This is a genomic window from Actinoplanes sp. NPDC051346, assembly GCF_040682215.1.
Lineage (GTDB): Bacteria > Actinomycetota > Actinomycetes > Mycobacteriales > Micromonosporaceae > Actinoplanes.
In genome coordinates this window covers 11913-30464 of the sequence record NZ_JBFBAJ010000026.1, presented here as the reverse complement: position 1 = coordinate 30464, position 18552 = coordinate 11913, and the positions used below count along the sequence as shown (strand labels likewise).

Genomic DNA, 18552 nt, shown 5'->3' with positions numbered 1-18552 from the left:
CAATCCAAGATCACCCGTATGCTCGCGCGGCGATTCGCCCACGGCGGGTCGATCACGGGGAGGGCATGACCTATATGAAGTTCGTCTCACGACGTGTCGCCGTCGGTGCGCTGTGCACCGCGGTCGTCGCGGCCATGGCTGGAGTCACCACCTGGGCCGTGGCGCAGGAGCCGGCCCGAGGGCCGGTCCGGCTGGTTGTCGGCCTCAAGAACAAGGCCGACAAGGCCGCGCCGATGCGCACACTGTCCGCGGCGGGCCTGCGCGCGATGGACACCACCGGTCCCGCGTCGGAGAACTTGAGCTTCCTGGGTGCGCAGACCCTCGAGGTTTCCGCGGACAGCCAGGCCCGGGTCATGGAGGAGTTGAAGCAGGACCCCAACGTCGCGTACGTCGAGGTCGACCACGTCCGCAAGGCCTTCGACATCACGCCGAACGATCCGATGTACCTCACGACCGAGGAATTCGGCGGTCAACTGGTCGGGCTGCAGTCGGAGGTCGACAGGGTCCGGCTGCCCGCCGCGTGGGAGACCACGACCGGTAGCAGCGCCGTGAAGATCGCCGTGCTGGACACCGGCGTCACGAAGACCGGCGACCTCACGAACGCCGTCATCGGCGGACGGAACCTCGTGGGCAGGAACACGAACACGACGGACGACGCCGGCCACGGCACCATCGTCGCGTCCCTGATCGCGGCCCGTGGCAACAACGGCACGGGCATGGCCGGCGCCTGCTGGAGCTGCGTCATCATCCCGGTCAAGGTGCTCGACAAGTACGGCATGGGCAACGACAGCACCGTCGCCGAGGGCATCGTCTACGCCGTCGAGGCGGGCGCGAAGATCATCAACATGTCGCTGGGCAGCCCGGAGAGCAGCAGGGTGCTGGCCGACGCGGTGGCCCACGCCAACAGCAGGGGTGTGCTGGTCGTCGCGGCGGCGGGCAACGACGGCGAGAGCGTCCGTTGGCGCAACGTGAAGCAGTACCCGGCGGCCTACCCCGATGTCGTCGCGGTCGGCGCCGCGGCCCGCAACTCCGACGAGCGCGCCGACTTCTCGAGCTTCAACAAGCCCGGCGACTCGTGGGTCGACATCGCGGCCCCCGGCGACGTCCTGGGCATGGACCAGTACGGCCTGTACGACACGGAGAAGCAGGGCACGTCGTTCGCGGCGCCGATGGTGGCCGGCGTGGCCGGTCTGATCAAGTCCGCGCATCCCCGGTACACCGGCTGGTCGCTGCAACGGGCGTTGCTGAACTCCGCCCGCCCGATCGGCGGCGACGGCTGGGTCAAGCGCGGCATGGTCGACGCGGCGAAGGCGCTGACCATCGACACGGACACCCAGTCGCCGGTGATCACCGGTGTGCCCGCCCCGGCGCAGAACGCGCGCGTTCGCGGCAAGATCACGATCAAGACCACGGGCGTCGCCGACGTCGGGTCCGGCGTCCTGCGCGTGGCGCTGTACGTGGACGGCAAGTACAAGGCTGAGGACCGCACCGCGCCGTACGAGTTGCCGTACGACACCGCGGGCCGCAACGGCAGGGTCGCTCTGCAGGTCAGGGTCATCGACAAGGCAGGCAACGCGGCCAAGTTCGATCGCTCGATCATCGCGGACAACCTCGGTCCCAAGGTGAAGATCACCAGCGGGCCGGCCAACAAGGCCCGGGTCTCCGGCACGGTCAAGCTCGCCGCGACCGCCTCGGACGCCGGCGCGGTCCGGCGGGTCGAGCTGCTGATCAACGGCAAGGTGAGGCAGAAGGACACCGCGGCGCCGTACAAGTTCACGTTCAAGGCGTCCAGCTACCGCTCGGGGATGAAGGTCCAGATCCGGGCGATCGACGTCCTCGGCAACGTCACGACCACCAAGACGCGCACCTACAAGCGCTGACGCACCACCGAGAGCCCCCGCCGCGCCGCCGGCGGGGGCTCTCCGCTACCCGACTGCACCCCGCGCGGTCCGACGTTTCCGACGGGTCCCGCCGAGGGTGTGGGCATGATTCTGCGCTTGGTGACGGCTGGTCTGCTGGCAAGTGGCATCGCGTTGGCACCCACCGGGGCCGCTGTCGCCGGCGGCGCTGACGGGGAGGTCTCACTGGTCGTGGGGCTGCGCTCGGACGCGAACCCCGACCAGCGCGGCGCCGACGTCGTCGACAAGCTCGAGGAGAGCGTCGACGTCGTGGCCACCGAGGCACTGGACGAGGCCGTCGCCGTGGACGTACCCGCGGACCAGGCCGCCGAGGCCGCCGCCGCGCTGCGGGCCGACCCGGCGGTCGCCTACGTGGAGCGGGACCACGTCGCCCGGATCGCGACGACCGTGCCGAACGATCCGGCCTTCGCCCGTCAGCGGGGCCTGACCCGGACCGGCGTCGACACGGTCTGGGACACGACCCGCGGCCGCGGCGCAGTCGTCGTCGCGGTGATCGACACCGGCGTGAAGGCCGTGCCGGACCTCGCCGGCCGCGTGCTCGGCGGGTACGACTTCGTCAACGACGACAGCGACGCCACCGACGACCAGGGCCACGGCACGATGACCGCCAGCGTGATCGCCTCCGGCGGCGACAACGGGGTCGGCGTCGCCGGCATCTGCTGGTTCTGCAAGATCCTGCCGGTGAAGGTGCTGGACTCGCGGGGTTCCGGCAGCTACACCGACATCGCGCGGGGCATCCGGTGGGCCGCCGACAAGGGCGCCGACATCATCAACCTCTCGCTCGGCGGTGCCGACGACAGTCAGCTGCTGCGGGACGCCGTCGCGTACGCCAGCGGCAAGGGCGCCGTCGTGCTCGCCGCGGCGGGCAATTCGGGCAGCTCGCAGCCGCACTACCCGGCCGCGATCCCGGCCGCCATCGCGGTCGGCGCCGTCACCGCGGGCGACCTGCGCTACTCCTGGTCCAACTACGGCAGCAGCTGGGTCGACATCGCGGCGCCGGGCTGCAACCAGGCCCAGGCGATGAACGGTGTCGTGAACCAGTTCTGCGGCACCTCGTCGGCGACCCCGTTCGTCGCCGGCGTCGCCGCGCTACTCGCCTCGACCAACCCGACGCCGACCGCCGCCACCATCCGCTCGGCGCTGACCACCTCGGCCGACAAGATCCCCGGCGCCTGGGTCGCCGCGTCCTCCGGCCGGGTCGACGCGGTCGGCGCGCTGGCCTCGCTGCCGGTCGCCGAGGACAAGGTCGCTCCGGCCACATCGTTTGTCACGCCCAGTGGCGGCACGCTCCAGCGGGGCACCGTGCTGGTGTCCGCCTGGGCCACGGACAATCTCGGCATCGCCAAGGTGGAACTGCTCGCCAACGGGGTCGTGGTGAACGTCGACCGCAGCGCGCCGTACTCGCTGCCGTGGCGTACGGCGGTCCGGGGCGCGACCGTGACGCTGGGGCTGCGGGCGTACGACCGCGGCGGCAACGTGGCGACCTCGACCCGCCGCGTGGTGGTCGACAACTGGGGTCCGACCGTGCGGATCACCTCCGGCCCGGCGAGCGGCACCCGCCGCGTCCGCAAGACCCAGTCCGTCATCGCGCAGACCGCCGACCGCTCCGGCATCCGCAGCCTCGAACTGCTGGTCAACGGCAAGGTGGTCCAGCGCTCCACCGCGACGCGCCACACGTTCGCGGTCCAGACGTGGAAGTTCGGCAAGACCCTGAAGATCCGGGTACGCGCGTACGACCGGGCCGGCAACGTGTCGTACACCGGCATCCGCACCTGGCACCGGTGACCCCGGACTCAGGGGCCGACCCGGCACCGGGAGTGCGACCTCGTCGTCGGTAAACTCGGCGGTCATGAGCGAGCAACGCGAGCGAATCATTCAACACAGTGCACGCGTGCCTCGCGTCGTCGGGGAGCGAAGCGAGGCGACGGCGTGAGCACACCGCGTCCGGTCCTTGTCGTCGACTTCGGCGCACAGTACGCCCAGCTGATCGCCCGCCGGGTCCGCGAGGCGCGGGTCTACTCGGAGATCGTGCCGCACTCCATGCCGGTCGCGGAGATGCTCGCGAAGAACCCGGCCGCGATCATCCTGTCCGGCGGACCGTCCAGTGTGTACGAGCCCGGCGCTCCGGTGCTCGACCCCGCGCTGTTCGCCAACGACGTGCCGGTCTTCGGCATCTGCTACGGCTTCCAGGCCATGGCGCAGGCGCTCGGCGGCACCGTCGCGCACACCGGTTCGCGGGAGTACGGGCGTACCGTGCTCTCCCCGAGCTCCCAGGCCGGAACCCTGCTCCGTGAGCTCCCGGCCGACCTGCCGGTCTGGATGTCACATGGCGACTCGGTCACCGAGGCACCGGCCGGTTTCGCGGTGACCGCCTCCTCGGCCGGCGCGCCGGTGGCGGCGTTCGAGGACCTCAAGACCCGACGCGCGGGCGTGCAGTTCCACCCCGAGGTGGCGCACACTCAGCAGGGCCAGGAGATGCTGCAGCGCTTCCTGTATGACATCGCGGGCATTTCGCCCACCTGGACCCCCACCAACATCATCGAGGACCAGGTCGCCGCGATCCGCGCCCAGGTCGGCGACAAGCAGGTCATCTGCGGCCTCTCCGGCGGCGTCGACTCGGCGGTCGCGGCCGCGCTGGTGCACAAGGCCGTCGGCGACCAGCTCACCTGCGTTTTCGTCGACCACGGCCTGCTGCGCGCCGGCGAGGCCGAGCAGGTCGAGAAGGACTATGTCGCCGCGACGGGCATCCGCCTCAAGGTTGTCGAGGTCGCGGACGTCTTCCTCGGCCACCTCGCCGGGGTGACCGATCCGGAGCGGAAGCGCAAGATCATCGGTCGCGAGTTCATCCGGACGTTCGAGCAGGCCGCCCGCGAGCTCGAGGCCGAGCGCCACATCGAGTTCCTGGTCCAGGGCACTCTCTACCCGGACGTCGTGGAATCGGGCGGCGGCACCGGCACCGCCAACATCAAGTCACACCACAACGTCGGCGGTCTCCCGGACGACCTTCAGTTCGCCCTGGTCGAGCCGCTGCGCACCCTGTTCAAGGACGAGGTACGCGCGCTCGGCGCCGAGCTCGGCCTGCCCGACGAGATGGTGCACCGCCACCCGTTCCCGGGTCCGGGCCTGGCGATCCGCATCATCGGCGCGGTCGACCGGGAGCGGCTCGACATCCTGCGCGCGGCCGACCTGATCGCGCGCGAGGAGTTGACCGCGGCGGGCCTCGACCGCGACGTGTGGCAGTTCCCGGTGGTGCTGCTGGCGGACGTCCGCAGCGTCGGCGTCCAGGGCGACGGCCGCACCTACGGACACCCGGTGGTGCTGCGGCCGGTCTCCAGCGAGGACGCGATGACGGCGGACTGGTCCCGGCTGCCCTACGACGTCATCGCCAAGATCTCCACCCGGATCACGAACGAGGTGCGGGAGGTCAACCGGGTTGTCCTCGACGTCACCAGCAAGCCCCCGGGCACGATCGAGTGGGAGTGACCCCCTGAGCCGCCCCGCTCACCGATACCCGACAAGGGCCGCCGCCGATCTCGGCCGCGGCCCTTGCCGCTGTGACGGGCCGCCCGCCCGGGGTGGTCACGCAGCGGGCGGGGTGCTCGTCGGGGCGACGCCGGTCGGCGGTGCGGCCGGGTAGGTCGGCGTCTGGCCCCACGAGGGGTGCGCGGGGTCCAGCCAATCCGGAGCGGCGGGCGCCGGCTCCTCCGGCATCAGGAACCAGGCGATCGGATAGGCGAGCAGCGCGGTGCCCCAGGTAACCACGGCCAGCGCGGCGAAGCCCACCCGGATCAGTACGGGGTCGACGGACAGGTAGCGGCCGAGGCCGCTGCACACGCCGGCGACGATGCGGTCGTCGGTGGGGCGGCGAAGTTGCTTGTACGGGGCGACGGTCGAATCAGTCATGTCTCCAGAGTCCGCGTCGCGGCGCCCGACGGCCTCGGTGAACGCCCCGAGTCCGACCCTGATTAAGCGGCCGGGGTCGCCCCGCGATGGGGCATTGCTGCCTGTTACGTACCTGCTGCGCTTCGTGCGGAGAACCGCCCTGAACTGCGGTTACTGGGAGCTATACACCTGTCAGGAATCCGACAGAGGTTTCCCAGAGTTAACATAAACCGGGCAAGATGCCGCCCGTGACCCCCGCACTGGAGCCGCTCCGCAGGATTGCGGCATACGCCGTCGCGACCGATCCCCACGGTCGCGTCCTTCTCGTCCGGGCCTCGGCCCGCTCCGGCACCCCCGGCGTCTGGTCCCTGCCCGGCGGTGCCGTCGACCATGGCGAGGACCCGAACCACACCGTCGTCCGCGAGACCGCCGCGGAGACCGGCCTGTCGGTCACCGTCACCGGCCTGCGTGACGTCCTAGCCGACATGCGCTCGCTGCCGCACCGCGGCGTCACCATCCACACCGACCGGCTCGTCTACGAGGTGTCGGTGCGCGGCGGCAACCTGATCGACCGGGTCGGCCAGCCCACCGACATGGCCCGGTGGCACACCCTCGAAGAGGCCCAGGAGCTGCGCCTGCGGCCCTTCACCGCCGCGGCGCTGGGGCTGCCCGCCGCCAGCGCCGACCTGCGGCCCGAGGAGGTGCCGGATTTCCCGTCGTTCTACGCCTATCCGGGGCCGGACGGGCTGCACCGCGCGCAGCGCTTCGCCGCGTACGCGATCGCGACCGACCCTCAGGACCGCCTGCTGCTGACCCGCGTGGCTCCGGGCTATCCGGGAGAGGGCTGTTGGCACCTACCCGGCGGCGGCACCGATTACGGCGAACAGCCCGGCACCGCCCTGATCCGCGAACTCGTCGAGGAGACCGGGCAGCAGGGACGCCTGGTCGAGCTGCTCGGCGTGGCCAGCCACCGCGACGCGGCCTCGCTGGGCCCCGAGGGCTACCCCATCGACTGGCACGGCGTCCGGGCCTTCTACCGGGTCGCCGTCGACGCGCCCACCGAGGTGGCGGTCAAGGACGTCGGCGGCTCCACCTCCGAGGCGCGCTGGATGGCGCTCGCGGAGGTCGCCGCCCTTCCCGCCGACCGGCTCACCGAGGTCACCGCCGAGGCGCTGCGGGCCGCCGGCCTCCTCTGATAACCCGGCGAGGCGATCGGCCACCGCGCCGGGGGTGCAACGGAGAGGCAGCCCCGGCGGTGCGCCCGGATAGCCTGTTCGGGTGAAGGTCAGACGAATAGGCGCGTACGGTCTCTGCCTCGACGCCGCCGGTCGGGCGCTGCTCGCGCACAACTCGGAGCTGTCCGCTTTCCCCGGGCTCTGGACCCTGCCCGGCGGCGGGGTCGAGCAGGGCGAAGATCCCGACGACACCGTCGTGCGGGAGTTCGCCGAGGAGACCGGTCTTCGGGTGCGCATCCTGGGGCTTCACTCGGTGACCTCCGACGTCTTCCGACTTCCACACACCGATACGTGGGAACACACCGATCGGATCATTTACGACGTCGAGATCGTGGATGGCGACCTCTGCGACGAAGCGTCCGGTACGACCGACCGTGTCGCCTGGGTCGCCCCGGGTGAGGTGCCGCTGATGCCGTTCACCGCCGGCGCGCTCGGGCTGCCCGTGCCGCCCGCCGAGGTGCCACCGGACCCCGCGGAGCCGCAGGTGCGCTCCAACCAGCGCTTCGGCGCGTACGGGATCGTGACGGACCCGGACGGCCGCGTCCTGCTCGCTCGGATCGCGGCGGGATATCCGGGCGCCGGGCTCTGGCACCTGCCCGGCGGCGGGACCGACCACGGCGAGCTGCCCGAGGCCGCGCTGGTCCGCGAACTGGTCGAGGAGACCGGGCAGCACGGACGGGTGAACGCCCTGCTCGGCACCTCTCACCGGCATGATCCCGCGGCACTTGGCCCGGAAGGCGTGCCCGTGAACTGGCATGTCGTCCGTGTCCTGTTCAGCGTTTCCGTCGACCGGCCGACAGAACCAGTGGTGATGGAGGACGCGGGGGGATCCACGGCGACGGCAGCCTGGTTCGATCAGGTCACGGCGCGTGATCTCCCCCTGACCGAAGTCGCCGCGTCGGCACTGCGGCGGCTCGCCGAGGAAAGGGCTCATCGAGGAAGAGGGTTGTAGGGCCTCGGTTAGACTCATCACAGGGCCCGGCAGTGTGCATGCCTCCTCGCCCGCGGAGGGGAATGAAAACTCCAGAGAACGTCGTTGCACACGACGGTCGATTCGCCCCTCGCCAAGAGGGCCCGGCTGTGCGATTGTGTAACCCGCCTCAATCACGGTCCGTAGATGTACGGGCGTTGGGCAGCACCCCGCGACGGCCACAGCCGGCGGGTATACCGACCTCAGATGGAGGAGCACGTGCCGAGAACCCCGTGGCGCCGGCGTCGCACGACGGATAGTCCCCGTCCCGCCGGGCGTCGTTGGGCAGGCCGGCTGCGTCGCGGCGGAAGTCTCGCCCGACAGGCCCTGTTTGTGCGCGTGGGAGGGCGATCCGCGGAAGCGGGCCGCGCCGCCACCGCCACCCGGGCGGAAGTCATCTACACCGGCACTGACCTCGTGTCGGTCTCCGGACGTGGCCGCACGGTGGCCACCTCCGGCAGCCACGGCCCGGTCGCCATGGCCCAGCCGGCCACGATCGAGGCCGATTCGGAGGCACTGCTCCCCGGCGAGCGCACGGTCCGCCGCCGCATCAGCTTCGCCCTGGTCAACGCCTGCACCCTGGCGAGCCTCGGCCTCGGCCTGCTCGCCATCTTCCTCGCCATGCAGGGCGAGACCCGCTTCGCCGCCGCCTGCCTCGTCGCCTGCGTCGCCTTCGACGGGCTCGACGGCGCCCTGGCCCGGCGGCTCGGGGTCTCCAGCCCGTTCGGCGCCCAGATGGACTCGCTGGCCGACATGTGCTCGTTCGGGCTCGCCGCGCCGGTCGTGGTCTACGCCTCGCTCGCGCACACGGTGCCGACGGCGGCCGCCGGGGTGGCGTGCGTGCTGGTCGCGGCCTGTGCGGCCATCCGGCTGGCCCGCTTCAACGTCTCGCCCAAGGACGGCAAGTTCTTCTCCGGCGTGCCGACGACGATGGCCGCGGCGGTGCTGGCCCTCACGGTGCTCATCGGTCTGCCCCTGCCGGGGATCGCGGTGCTCGGCGGGGTGGCCCTGCTGGCGTTCGCGATGGTCTCCAGCTTCCCCTACGCGAAGCTTGCCCGGATCGTGAAGCTGCCGCCATGGCTCTGGCTGCTGCCCATCGTGGGCGCGCTGGTGGACGCCCGGCTGACCTTCGTGATGGTCGTCGTCGCCTACCTGCTCAGCGGCCCGGTCATGTGGGTGCGCGCTCGCCGCGCCTGACGAATCGCACGAAAAAGGCCCACCCTTGCGGGTGGGCCTTTTTTCGTTGTCGGAACTAGATCCAGCGGGCGATCACCGAGGTGGCTCCGCGGACCTTGTCGCCGACGGCGACCGTCGCCTCGGCCTTGTCCGCGGGCAGGTAGACGTCCGTACGGGAGCCGAAGCGGATCAGGCCCATGCGCTCGCCCCGGGCCACCAGCGTGCCCACCGGGGTGCGCTGGACAATGCGGCGGGCGATCAGACCCGTACGCTGCGCCACCGCGACCGTGCCGTGGTCGGTGTCCAGCACGGTGTAGGCGGCCACGTTGTGCTCCGCCGCGGCCGTCATGGCGTTGGCGTATCCACCGTCGATCACGAAGTAGTCGGTGACCCGTCCCGCCACCGGGACGCGGTTGACGTGGACGTCCAGCACCGACAGGAAGACCGCGATGCGCAGGAACTCGCCCTCGCCGAGGCGCTCGTCGGTCAGCCGCTCCACCGACAGGACCTTGCCGTCGCTGGCCGCCACCACGGCGGCCGGGTCGGTCGGGACATCGCGCTCCGGGTCGCGGAAGAAGGCCGCCACGGGCGCCGCCGCCAGCGCGGGGAGCAACCACAGCTTCGACGACGGGCGTGCCCGGCGCGCCAGGGCGGCCAGGCCCAGGGCGATACCCGCCGCGGCCACGCCGTTGGAGTCCAGGTGCATGCCGCGGGTCACCGGCACGCTGGACGGCCGGTACGCCGGCGCCAGCGTCGCCGCCTTCGCGGTGTCCGCAGGCGTGAACCGCAGCTTGTGGATGCGCAGCGGGGGCTGGTTGCGGAGGACGAGGTCGGAACCCACGCCGAAGAGCGCGCTCTGCCGGAAGAGCTCGGCGGCCGCTCCGTCCGTACGCCCCGGGGTGGCCGGGGTCGCGACCGAGACGACCGCGCCGTCCGTGAGGTACTTGCTCAGGCCGTCGAGGACCGCGCGGGTCTCCTCGGCCGTGCCCGTCAGCGGCTCGCCGAGGATGACCACGTCGGCGGGCTCCGCGTCGGCGAGCGACTCGACGATCCGCACCCGGTCGGCGATCCAGCTGCCCAGGCCGGTGATGTGGTCGCGGAGCAGGCCGGCGCTGCTCCGCTCGCCCGCGACCAGGATGAGCGTGTCGCCCGGGAGCAGGGCCTCGAGCGCCGCGGCCACGACGGCCGACGCGTGGTCGGCGCCGATCACCAGCGCGGTCGTCGCCGCGTTGTGGCGGGCGAACTCGGCGGTGAGGCTGCGTGCGGCGCGGGCGCCGACGCCGGTCACGGGGGCGGTGGACACGGAGGGAAACGGCGTCATAGGCATGAGCATATTGCGCGGGGCGCGGGTCCCACCCGTTGGTGTGACCCGCGTCCGACACATCCGATCAGTCCTGGCGCCGGAAGGGGCCAGACTGCGGGTCCTCGCCCGTGCTCCTGTCCGGGTCCGAGTTTCCGGACGATCCCGACAGGTCGATCCGCTCGACCGGGTTGCTCAGCAGCTCCCGCACGATGTCGGCGTGCATCTCCGGCGGCAGATCGCCGGGCGTCTCCACCACGGCCTCCGCGGGCGGCTCCGCCGCCACCGGCGCTGGCGTCTCGGCTCGCCGACCCGACCGGATCGCACCGAGCAGCCCGACCGTCCCGAAGAGGATCAGCACGCCCGCCACCAGCCAGCCCAGCTCGGGCAGCCGCACGGACACGAGCTGCGAGACCGCCCACCAGAGCGCGACCAACAGGAAAATCAATCCAAAACTGAGCGAAATGCCATCGGTACGGTGTGCCTTCACCGGGTCACCTCCACGTTGCCCGCGTCCATCTGGACCGTCAGTTGCAGGTTGCCGCCGCCCTTGCCGTCCGGGCCGAGGTCCGTGGCGCCCTGCAGATCGAGGTTGCCGGTCATCTCCTTGCCGTAGATCACCGCCCGGCCGTCGTCCATGGAGAGGCTCGTACTGGCGTCGACCTTGTTCGGCAGCAGCACCTTCACCTGGCCCCACTTCATGGTCACGGTGACCGCCTGGTTCTGCCCCGCGAAATCGACGGCGCGCAGATCCAGGGTGGCGGTGCCGACCGAGAAGTCGTAGCGGTCGGCCACGGCCGCGAGCGTCTGCGGCCGGTACGAGTTGTTGGCGAACTCGGCCCCGAAACGCTCCGCGCCGGTCGAGATCGACAGGCCGATCGTGGCGAGGATCGCGAGGAAGATCAGGCCGCGGGCCCGGCCGAACCAGGCGCCGACGATCAGACCCAGCGCGAGCGTCGTCAGGGCGGCCGCGAAGTAGCCGGACACGGGCACGGAGGCGCCGCCCAGGTCGAACAGGGCGAGGACACCCATCACGACCACGACGCCGAAGAAGGTGATCCGGCCCAGCTTCGAGCGTTCACGCTTGGGCTTCGGCGGCCGCGGCGGAGCGGGCGGGGCCTGTCCCGCATTCTGCGCCCACGGTCCGTGGGGCGGCTGCCCCACGCCCTGCGCCCACGGCCCGTGCGGGGCGAATGGCGGCCGGTAGCCGCCGGCCGGCGGCCCGAACCTCGGCGGCTCCGGCGGCCTGGGTGCCTCGCTCGGCGGGACCGGCGTGATCGGGGTGAATCCCGCGGCGGCGTCCGGCGGCGGTGGCATCGGGGGCAGTGGTGCGGTCACCGGTTCGCCGGCCGGTCCCGCGGTGGATGCCGGACCGCCCGAGGCCGCGAACGCGGTCGCCGGCTCGTCGCCCGACGTCGGAGGCGCCGAGGACGCCCGCGGCGCCGCGGGAAACGTGGAGTTCGCGACCCACGGGTCGCCGGCGGCAGGCGCCGAGGCCGCCGCCCGGGAGGACTTCTTGAGCACGAGAGCGCCACACAGCAGCACCGCGGTCGCCAGCAGCGTGGCGCGGAAGCCGTCCTGCACGATGAACGCGAAGGTCAGCATCGCCGTGGCGCCGAGCAGCACCACCGAGAGCGGGGCCATCGTCGAGCGGCCGCGGCCGAGCAGCGACTCGACCGGGGAGGCGGTGTCGCCCTCGGCCGGGATCAGCAGCCAGCCGATCAGGTATGCCAGCACCCCGACACCGCCGAAGAAGCCCAGCACGGCCAGGAGCACCCGCCAGAGCACCGGATCGGTATTGGTGGCGCGGGCGATCCCGCCGCACACTCCGGCGATGTAGCGGCCTCGGGCGGGACGGATGAGCTTCTCTCGCGAGAAAGTGGGGCCGTCCGGAGCGCCGAACCACGGCGGCGTGTTCCCACCCTTGGCCGAGCCACCGGGCGGTGGCGTCGCACCGGGCGGGGGCGGCGGGGGAGCGTCAGCCGACGGCGGCTCGGCACCGGCGGGAGGAACGGCGGAAGGTGCCGGAGCGTCCTGCGACGACCCGGCAGCTTCGCGGGACTGGGCAGCTTCGTCGGTCATGAGTTCGATACTGGCGTTCAGACCGCCCGGTACGCCTCAGGCGGCGACCCTGACACCACCCTGAGATCCTGGGGTATCTCTCATCGGGGAAGTACCCCGTGGCCCCCGCGTGCCGGACGTGTGACGATCGAACCGGCCCCTTTCCGCAACCACGAGGAGCGCAGCGATCACCGCCACCGCCGTACCGCCGACGCGCCGCTTGTACCGGCCGCGCGACCACCGTGTCATCGCCGGTGTCGCGGTCGGCATCGCGCGTCATCTCGGCATTCCCGTCACGGCGGTCCGTATCGCCCTCGTCCTGCTCCTCGCCTTCAGCGGCCTGGGCCTGCTGATGTACGCCGTCTTCTGGGCGGTGCTGCCGCTGCAGGCGCCGACCGGGACGCCGCAGCGCCGCGACCTGGCGCTGCTGTTGCCCTTCGGCGCCATCGGCCTGGGTGTGGTGCTCCTGCAGGGACTGGTCTCCAGCGGCGACAGCGTGGCCGGGACGGTCGGCTGGCTGGTCGCGGTCATCGCGGTCGGCGCCGGCGTGATCTGGCACCAGTCCGATCCCGCTCGGCGAAACCAGGACGGCGCCTCGCAGACCCCGTGGCTCGCCGCCGTGGTGGCTGAGAGTGACCGCCGCTCGTTCGTTTTCCGCTTCATCGGCGGTGGCGTGCTGGTCGCCGTCGGCGTTATCGGGGTGCTGGCGGTGTTCCTTCCCAAGGGCAACCTCACCACGGTCTTCAACGGCGTGATCTTCGCTCTGGTCGGCCTGCTCGGGGTCGGCGTGGTGGTGGCACCTCTGCTGTGGCGCACCTTCAGCCAGCTTCGTTCCGAGCGGGAGGGACGCATCCGCGAGCAGGAGCGTGCCGAGGTGGCGGCCATGATCCACGACCAGGTGCTGCACACGCTCGCCCTCATCCAGCGCAACTCCGCCGACATCAAGCAGGTCCAGCGGCTCGCCCGGGGCCAGGAACGTTCGCTGCGCAACTGGCTCTACAAGCCGACCGCGTCGCCGACCGAGCGGTTCGCGGCGGCCCTCGAACAGGCGGCGGCCGAGGTCGAGGACACCTACGCGATCTCGGTGGAGACCGTCGTCGTCGGCGATACGCAGTGTGACGAACGGGTGGCCGCCCTGGTCGCCGCCGCGCGTGAGGCACTGGTCAACGCGGCCCGGCACGCGGGCGTGCTCACCGTCTCGCTGTACGCCGAGGTCGAGGACACCGAGCTGAGTGTGTTCGTGCGCGACCGCGGCGCCGGGTTCGACCCGAACGCGGTGGAAGATACCCGCCATGGCGTACGCGGCTCGATCATCGGACGCATGCAGCGACACGGCGGCAAGGCCGTGATCCGCAGCGAGCCGGGGGACGGCACGGAAGTCCGCCTGACACTGCCCGCCTCGCGCGACAGCGTCGCCGCCGGAAAGGAGAACGCACGATGACCGAGACTGCCGCCGAGGAGGGACGACGCCTCACCGTCTTCCTCGTGGACGACCATGCGATGTTCCGGGCCGGTGTCCGCGCCGAACTGGGTGTGCACGTCGACGTGGTGGGGGAGGCCAGCTCCGTCGCGGAGGCGGTCGCGCGGATCGCCGCGACCACGCCCGACGTCGTGTTGCTCGACGTTCACATGCCCGACGGCGGGGGCAGGGCGGTGTTGGACGCGATGCGGCGTACGCACCCGCAGGTCAAGTTCCTCGCGCTGTCGGTGTCCGACGCCGCCGAGGACGTGATCGGGCTGATCCGGGCCGGCGCGCGGGGCTATGTCACGAAGACCATCTCGCCGGACGAGCTGGCGGCGGCGGTCCGGCGGGTGGCCGACGGCGACGCCGTGTTCAGCCCGCGGCTGGCGGGTTTCGTGCTGGACGCCTTCGCCGCGCGCCCGGACGTCCCGGTGGCCGATCCGGAGCTCGATCAGCTCACCAACCGCGAGCGGGAGGTGCTGCGGTTGCTGGCGCGCGGGTACGCGTACAAGGAGATCGCCAAGGAGCTCTTCATCTCCATCAAGACGGTGGAGACGCATGTGTCGAACGTGTTGCGAAAACTGCAGATGTCCAACCGTTACGAACTGTCGAGATGGGCCGCGGATCGCCGACTCGTCTAGCCGACGTCAACCGTCCGGCGGGGATGATTCGCCACGCCAGGGGCGAAACCCGACATTGCGCTTACGGACCGTCGCTGGACCATTACGGCTGACCCAAAGTTGCTGGTCAGGGCCTTGTCGCTGGCCGAAAGTATGACTTTTTTCAGGCCGCTGAGGCGCAACGGGCGAATATCGGGTTGATAACGGCGCGTCCAAGGTCTAGGGCCGCTGTGTAAGGGTGGCACCTACTCACACAACCCCTCGTGAGCGCCCTCTGAAGGAGGCACTCCCATGTTTGGGAATCGCCCATGGAAGATGGCGGTCGGCGCGACCGCCATTGCCTTGTTGGCCGCAGGCTGCGGAGGTGGGTCGGAGGAAGCTGACTCCGCCTCGAACAGCATCGTCATCGGAATCGCTGAACCGCAGCACCTGATTCCGTCGAACACGACGGAAACCGGTGGTGCGCAGGTCCTTGCCGCACTGTTCTACCCGCTCGTCGACTTCGACGCGCAGAGCAAGCCCGTCGAGTTTGCCGCCGAGTCCATCACCTCGGACGACAACAAGGTCTGGACGGTGAAGCTGAAGCCAGGCTTCACGTTCCACAACGGCGAGCAGGTTGTCGCCGACAACTACATCGACGCCTGGAACTACGGCGCCTACGGCCCCAACGCCCAGGGTGCTTCCTACTTCTACGAGCGCATCGACGGTTACGCGGACCTCCAGTCCAAGGACCCGGACGGCGAAGAGGGCCCGAAGAAGGCCCCCGAGCCGAAGGCCAAGACCCTCACCGGTCTCAAAAAGGTGGACGACACCACCTTCACCGTGACGCTCACGACGCCGTTCGCCGGCTGGAAGTCCGTCATGGGTTACACGGCCTTCCACCCGCTGCCGAAGGCCGCGTTCTCCGCCCCCGGCAAGATCGCCGATGGCTTCGAGGACGCGATCATCGGAAACGGCCCCTTCAAGATGAAGGGCACCTGGCAGCACGACTCGAAGATCGAGGTCGAGAAGGTCCAGGGCTTCAAGGGTACCGTGCCCAAGATCGACGGCGTGACCTTCAAGATCTACCAGGACGAGAAGGCCGAGTACGCCGACCTGGTCGCCGGTAACGACGACGTGCAGACCCAGATTCCGATCGAGAGCCTGGCCGCCGCGCCGGGTGACCTGGGCGAGCGCTTCAAGAAGAGCCCGAGCTCGGCCTTCCAGTTCGTCGGCTTCCCGACGTTCCAGAAGGAGTTCAAGAGCCCCGAGATCCGCAAGGCCCTCTCCATGGCGATCAACCGCAAGGAGATGACCGACCAGATCTTCCTCGGGTCGCAGACGCCCGCCACGAGCTTCGTGTCGCCGGCGGTCGCCGGCTACCGCGAGAACACCTGTGGCGCCAACTGCGAGTGGAACCCGACGGAGGCCAAGAAGCTCTGGACGGCGAACGGTGGTCCGGCTAAGGTCCAGATCACTTACAACGCCGACGGTGGTCACAAGGCCTGGGTCGACGCGATGTGCAACCAGGTCAAGGCCTCGCTGGGCATCGATTGCACAGGCGTCGGTGAGCCCAAGTTCGCCGACCTGCTGACCAAGGTCGAGAAGAAGCAGCCGGTCGGCCTGATCCGCCTCGGCTGGGTCATGGACTACCCGCTGATGGAGAACTACCTCGGCCCGCTGTTCGCCACCGGTGGTTCCTCGAACTACTACGGCTACAGCAACCCGGCCTTCGACGCTCTGTTGAAGGAGGGCTCGGCGGCCAAGACGACCGACGAGGCCCAGGCGAAGTGGCAGGCGGCCGAGGACATCCTCGCCAAGGACATGCCGGTCATCCCGCTCCGGTTCGGTCAGAACAACTTCGGCCACTCGCCGAAGGTCACCAACGTGGAGGTCGACATCTTCACGAAGGTGGACCTCTACAAGATCGAAGTGAAGAAGTGAGCTAAGCCGTTCGTGCAGTGGTGGCGTCACGGTTTTTGTGAAACCGTGGCGCCACCGTTGTGTGTATCCCCTCCTATTAGCCGCCTGGCCCACGACGCCACGCGGCGCATCTTCCGCGGAAGAGGCTAAATCCGTATGTTCCGCTATATCGTGCGGCGCCTACTGCAGATGGTCCTGACGTTCTTCGGGGCCACCTTCATCGTCTACGCGCTGATGTTCGCCAACCAGGACGACCCCCTCCAGGCGTTGGCGGGCGAACGACCCATCTCCGAGAACGTCCGCCTCGCGCTGACCGAGCGTTACCACCTCAACGAGTCGTTCTTCATGCAGTACTGGTACTACATGAAGGGCCTGCTCTCCGGGGACTTCGGCACCTCGCTCACCGGTCGCAAGATCGCCGACATGATGGAGACGGCCTGGCCGATCACCATCAAGCTCGCGGTCCTCTCGATCATCATCGTCGCCGCGGTAGCCATCACGGCCGGCGTCATCTCCGGTATCCGTCGCGGCGGCCTCTTCGACAACGTGACGCTGGTGATCACGCTGATCATCCTGTCGCTGCCGATCATCGTGCTCGCCCCGCTGACCCAGCTCATCTTCGGCATCAAGCTTGGTTGGTTCCCGCCCACAGCCGGCGCTGAACCCACCCTCTGGGCGTTGCTCATGCCCGCCGTCGTGCTGGGCAGCCTGGTGCTGGCGACCGAGCTGCGGGTCACCCGCGCCTCCGTCGCGGAGAACCTACGCTCCGACTACGTTCGCACGGCCCGCGCGAAAGGTCTGTCCCGCCAGCGGGTGATCGGCGTGCACGTGCTGCGCAACTCGCTCATTCCGGTCGTGACGCTCATCGGCGTCGACATCGGCGGCCTCATGTCCGGCGCGATCGTGACCGAAGGCGTATTCAACATCCCGGGGGTCGGCTTCAACCTCTTCCGCGGCATCCGGACCGAGGACGGTCCGCTCGTGGTGGGGTTCGTCAGCATCCTGGTGATCGTCTTCCTGGTCGTGAACCTGCTGGTCGACCTGATGTACGCCGCCCTCGACCCAAGGATTCGTTATGAGTGACATCGACGCGGTAGCCGCGGTCGCGGGCCCCAGTGGCGAAGCGCCGACCGAGCCCCGGCACGCGAACAAGAAGGACAAGCCCCGCAGCCTGGCCGCCGACGCCTGGATCGACCTCCGCAAGAGCAAGATCTTCTGGTTCGCGGCGGTGCTGGTCATCATCATCACGGCGATGGCCGTGTTCCCGGGGCTGTTCGGCGCCGGCGACCCGCGCTCGTGCGCCCTGTCCCGCCAGCACGCCGGCCCGAGCGGCAACGCCTTGTTCGGGTTCGACTACCAGGGCTGTGACGTCTACGCGAAGACCATCTACGGCGCGCGCAACTCGCTGCAGGTGAGTCTGGTGGCGACGCTGCTCTCCGGGATCATCGGCCTGGTCGTCGGCCTCGCCGCCGGCTACTTCGGCGGGTGGGCGGACGCGCTCCTGTCGCGTTTCATCGACGTCGTCCTCGGCATCCCGTTCCTGCTCGCCGCCATCGTGCTGGCCAAGCGCCTGTCGTCCGACCCGACCAGCAACGGCGTCATGGCGGTGACCCTCACGCTCGGCGTGCTGGGCTGGACCACCGCGGCCCGGATCATGCGCTCCTCGGTCATCGCGTCCAAGAACCAGGACTATGTGGCGGCCGCCCGGATGCTCGGCTCCGGACCGGCGCGGCTGATGATGCGGCACATCCTGCCGAACTCGACCGCGTCGTTCATCGTGGTGCTGACCCTGCTGTTGGGTGCCAACATCGCCAGCGAGGCGACCCTGTCGTTCCTCGGCATCGGCCTGAAGAACGACGCCATCTCGTGGGGCATCTCGATCGCGGAGGCGACCCCGGTCGCCCGGGTCGCGCCCGCGCCGCTGGTGTGGCCGTCCCTCTTCCTCGCGGCCACGGTGCTGGCCTTCATCATGCTCGGCGACGCGGTCCGCGACGCCTTCGACCCGAAGTTGCGGTGACCGCAGAC

Annotated in this window: 15 protein-coding genes; 11 read left to right on the top strand and 4 right to left on the bottom strand. The window is 70.2% G+C overall.

Annotated elements, in window-relative coordinates; translation table 11 throughout:
• The first annotated feature begins 65 nt into the window (after window positions 1-65).
• The 3 genes from AB0M36_RS36725 to guaA all read left to right on the top strand — a co-directional run bounded on the left by AB0M36_RS36725 (window position 66) and on the right by guaA (window position 5402).
• Window positions 66-1880: a S8 family serine peptidase gene (locus AB0M36_RS36725; protein WP_364167197.1), complete on the top strand. Its 1815-nt coding sequence runs from the start codon at window positions 66-68 to the stop codon at window positions 1878-1880.
• A 105-nt stretch (window positions 1881-1985) separates the two neighbouring features.
• On the top strand, window positions 1986-3704 hold the full coding sequence (locus AB0M36_RS36720) for a S8 family serine peptidase (RefSeq protein WP_364167195.1): 1719 nt from the start codon (window positions 1986-1988) through the stop codon (window positions 3702-3704).
• Window positions 3705-3848: 144 nt separating this feature from the next.
• Complete coding sequence (guaA, locus tag AB0M36_RS36715) at window positions 3849-5402, top strand: glutamine-hydrolyzing GMP synthase (protein WP_364167193.1); 1554 nt, start codon at window positions 3849-3851, stop codon at window positions 5400-5402.
• A 96-nt stretch (window positions 5403-5498) separates the two neighbouring features.
• Here the strand turns inward: guaA and AB0M36_RS36710 are convergent, their stop codons facing one another.
• Window positions 5499-5822 carry a PspC domain-containing protein gene (locus AB0M36_RS36710; protein ID WP_364167191.1) on the bottom strand — a complete coding sequence of 108 codons (324 nt, stop codon included), beginning with the start codon at window positions 5820-5822 and terminating at the stop codon, window positions 5499-5501.
• A gap of 227 nt (window positions 5823-6049) precedes the next feature.
• Between AB0M36_RS36710 and AB0M36_RS36705 the strand changes: the two genes are divergently transcribed.
• From AB0M36_RS36705 to AB0M36_RS36695, 3 genes are all read left to right on the top strand, one after another.
• A complete protein-coding gene (locus AB0M36_RS36705; protein ID WP_364167189.1) occupies window positions 6050-6997 on the top strand; it encodes an NUDIX domain-containing protein in 948 nt (315 codons plus the stop codon).
• An 82-nt stretch (window positions 6998-7079) separates the two neighbouring features.
• Complete coding sequence (locus AB0M36_RS36700) at window positions 7080-7988, top strand: NUDIX domain-containing protein (protein ID WP_364167187.1); 909 nt, start codon at window positions 7080-7082, stop codon at window positions 7986-7988.
• 312 nt (window positions 7989-8300) lie between these two features.
• Window positions 8301-9203: a CDP-alcohol phosphatidyltransferase family protein gene (locus AB0M36_RS36695; protein ID WP_364167216.1), complete on the top strand. Its 903-nt coding sequence runs from the start codon at window positions 8301-8303 to the stop codon at window positions 9201-9203.
• Window positions 9204-9258: 55 nt separating this feature from the next.
• Here the strand turns inward: AB0M36_RS36695 and AB0M36_RS36690 are convergent, their stop codons facing one another.
• From AB0M36_RS36690 to AB0M36_RS36680, 3 genes are all read right to left on the bottom strand, one after another.
• The gene (locus AB0M36_RS36690; protein WP_364167185.1) at window positions 9259-10503 is read right to left on the bottom strand and encodes a phosphatidylserine decarboxylase; all 1245 of its coding nucleotides are present in this window, start codon (window positions 10501-10503) and stop codon (window positions 9259-9261) included.
• Window positions 10504-10570: 67 nt separating this feature from the next.
• On the bottom strand, window positions 10571-10930 hold the full coding sequence (locus AB0M36_RS36685; protein WP_364167184.1) for a hypothetical protein: 360 nt from the start codon (window positions 10928-10930) through the stop codon (window positions 10571-10573).
• A 38-nt stretch (window positions 10931-10968) separates the two neighbouring features.
• The gene (locus AB0M36_RS36680) at window positions 10969-12564 is read right to left on the bottom strand and encodes a PspC domain-containing protein (RefSeq protein WP_364167182.1); all 1596 of its coding nucleotides are present in this window, start codon (window positions 12562-12564) and stop codon (window positions 10969-10971) included.
• Between the two features lie 199 nt (window positions 12565-12763).
• On the opposite strand from AB0M36_RS36680, the gene AB0M36_RS36675 reads away from it, so the two are divergent.
• The 5 genes from AB0M36_RS36675 (at window position 12764) to AB0M36_RS36655 (ending at window position 18544) form a co-directional block, all read left to right on the top strand.
• On the top strand, window positions 12764-13984 hold the full coding sequence (locus tag AB0M36_RS36675) for a PspC domain-containing protein (protein WP_364167181.1): 1221 nt from the start codon (window positions 12764-12766) through the stop codon (window positions 13982-13984).
• Window positions 13981-14646: a response regulator transcription factor gene (locus AB0M36_RS36670; protein WP_364167179.1), complete on the top strand. Its 666-nt coding sequence runs from the start codon at window positions 13981-13983 to the stop codon at window positions 14644-14646. Before AB0M36_RS36675 ends, AB0M36_RS36670 begins: the two co-directional genes overlap by 4 nt.
• Before the next feature lie 270 nt (window positions 14647-14916).
• Window positions 14917-16548: an ABC transporter substrate-binding protein gene (locus tag AB0M36_RS36665; RefSeq protein WP_364167178.1), complete on the top strand. Its 1632-nt coding sequence runs from the start codon at window positions 14917-14919 to the stop codon at window positions 16546-16548.
• A 135-nt stretch (window positions 16549-16683) separates the two neighbouring features.
• Window positions 16684-17610, top strand: a complete 927-nt coding sequence (locus AB0M36_RS36660; protein ID WP_364167177.1) for an ABC transporter permease — start codon at window positions 16684-16686, stop codon at window positions 17608-17610.
• A complete protein-coding gene (locus AB0M36_RS36655; RefSeq protein WP_364167175.1) occupies window positions 17603-18544 on the top strand; it encodes an ABC transporter permease in 942 nt (313 codons plus the stop codon). Before AB0M36_RS36660 ends, AB0M36_RS36655 begins: the two co-directional genes overlap by 8 nt.
• The last annotated feature ends 8 nt before the right edge of the window (window positions 18545-18552 follow it).

Excerpts from the sequence above, each read along its gene's own strand:
- AB0M36_RS36665 (WP_364167178.1), top strand. The coding sequence starts at position 14,917 with ATGTTTGGGAATCGCCCATGGAAGATGGCGGTCGGCGCGACCGCCATT.
- AB0M36_RS36670 (WP_364167179.1), top strand. The coding sequence starts at position 13,981 with ATGACCGAGACTGCCGCCGAGGAGGGACGACGCCTCACCGTCTTCCTC.
- AB0M36_RS36725 (WP_364167197.1), top strand. The coding sequence starts at position 66 with ATGACCTATATGAAGTTCGTCTCACGACGTGTCGCCGTCGGTGCGCTG.
- AB0M36_RS36660 (WP_364167177.1), top strand. The coding sequence starts at position 16,684 with ATGTTCCGCTATATCGTGCGGCGCCTACTGCAGATGGTCCTGACGTTC.
- AB0M36_RS36680 (WP_364167182.1), bottom strand. The coding sequence starts at position 12,564 with ATGACCGACGAAGCTGCCCAGTCCCGCGAAGCTGCCGGGTCGTCGCAG.
- AB0M36_RS36690 (WP_364167185.1), bottom strand. The coding sequence starts at position 10,503 with ATGACGCCGTTTCCCTCCGTGTCCACCGCCCCCGTGACCGGCGTCGGC.
- AB0M36_RS36720 (WP_364167195.1), top strand. The coding sequence starts at position 1,986 with ATGATTCTGCGCTTGGTGACGGCTGGTCTGCTGGCAAGTGGCATCGCG.
- AB0M36_RS36655 (WP_364167175.1), top strand. The coding sequence starts at position 17,603 with ATGAGTGACATCGACGCGGTAGCCGCGGTCGCGGGCCCCAGTGGCGAA.
- AB0M36_RS36710 (WP_364167191.1), bottom strand. The coding sequence starts at position 5,822 with ATGACTGATTCGACCGTCGCCCCGTACAAGCAACTTCGCCGCCCCACC.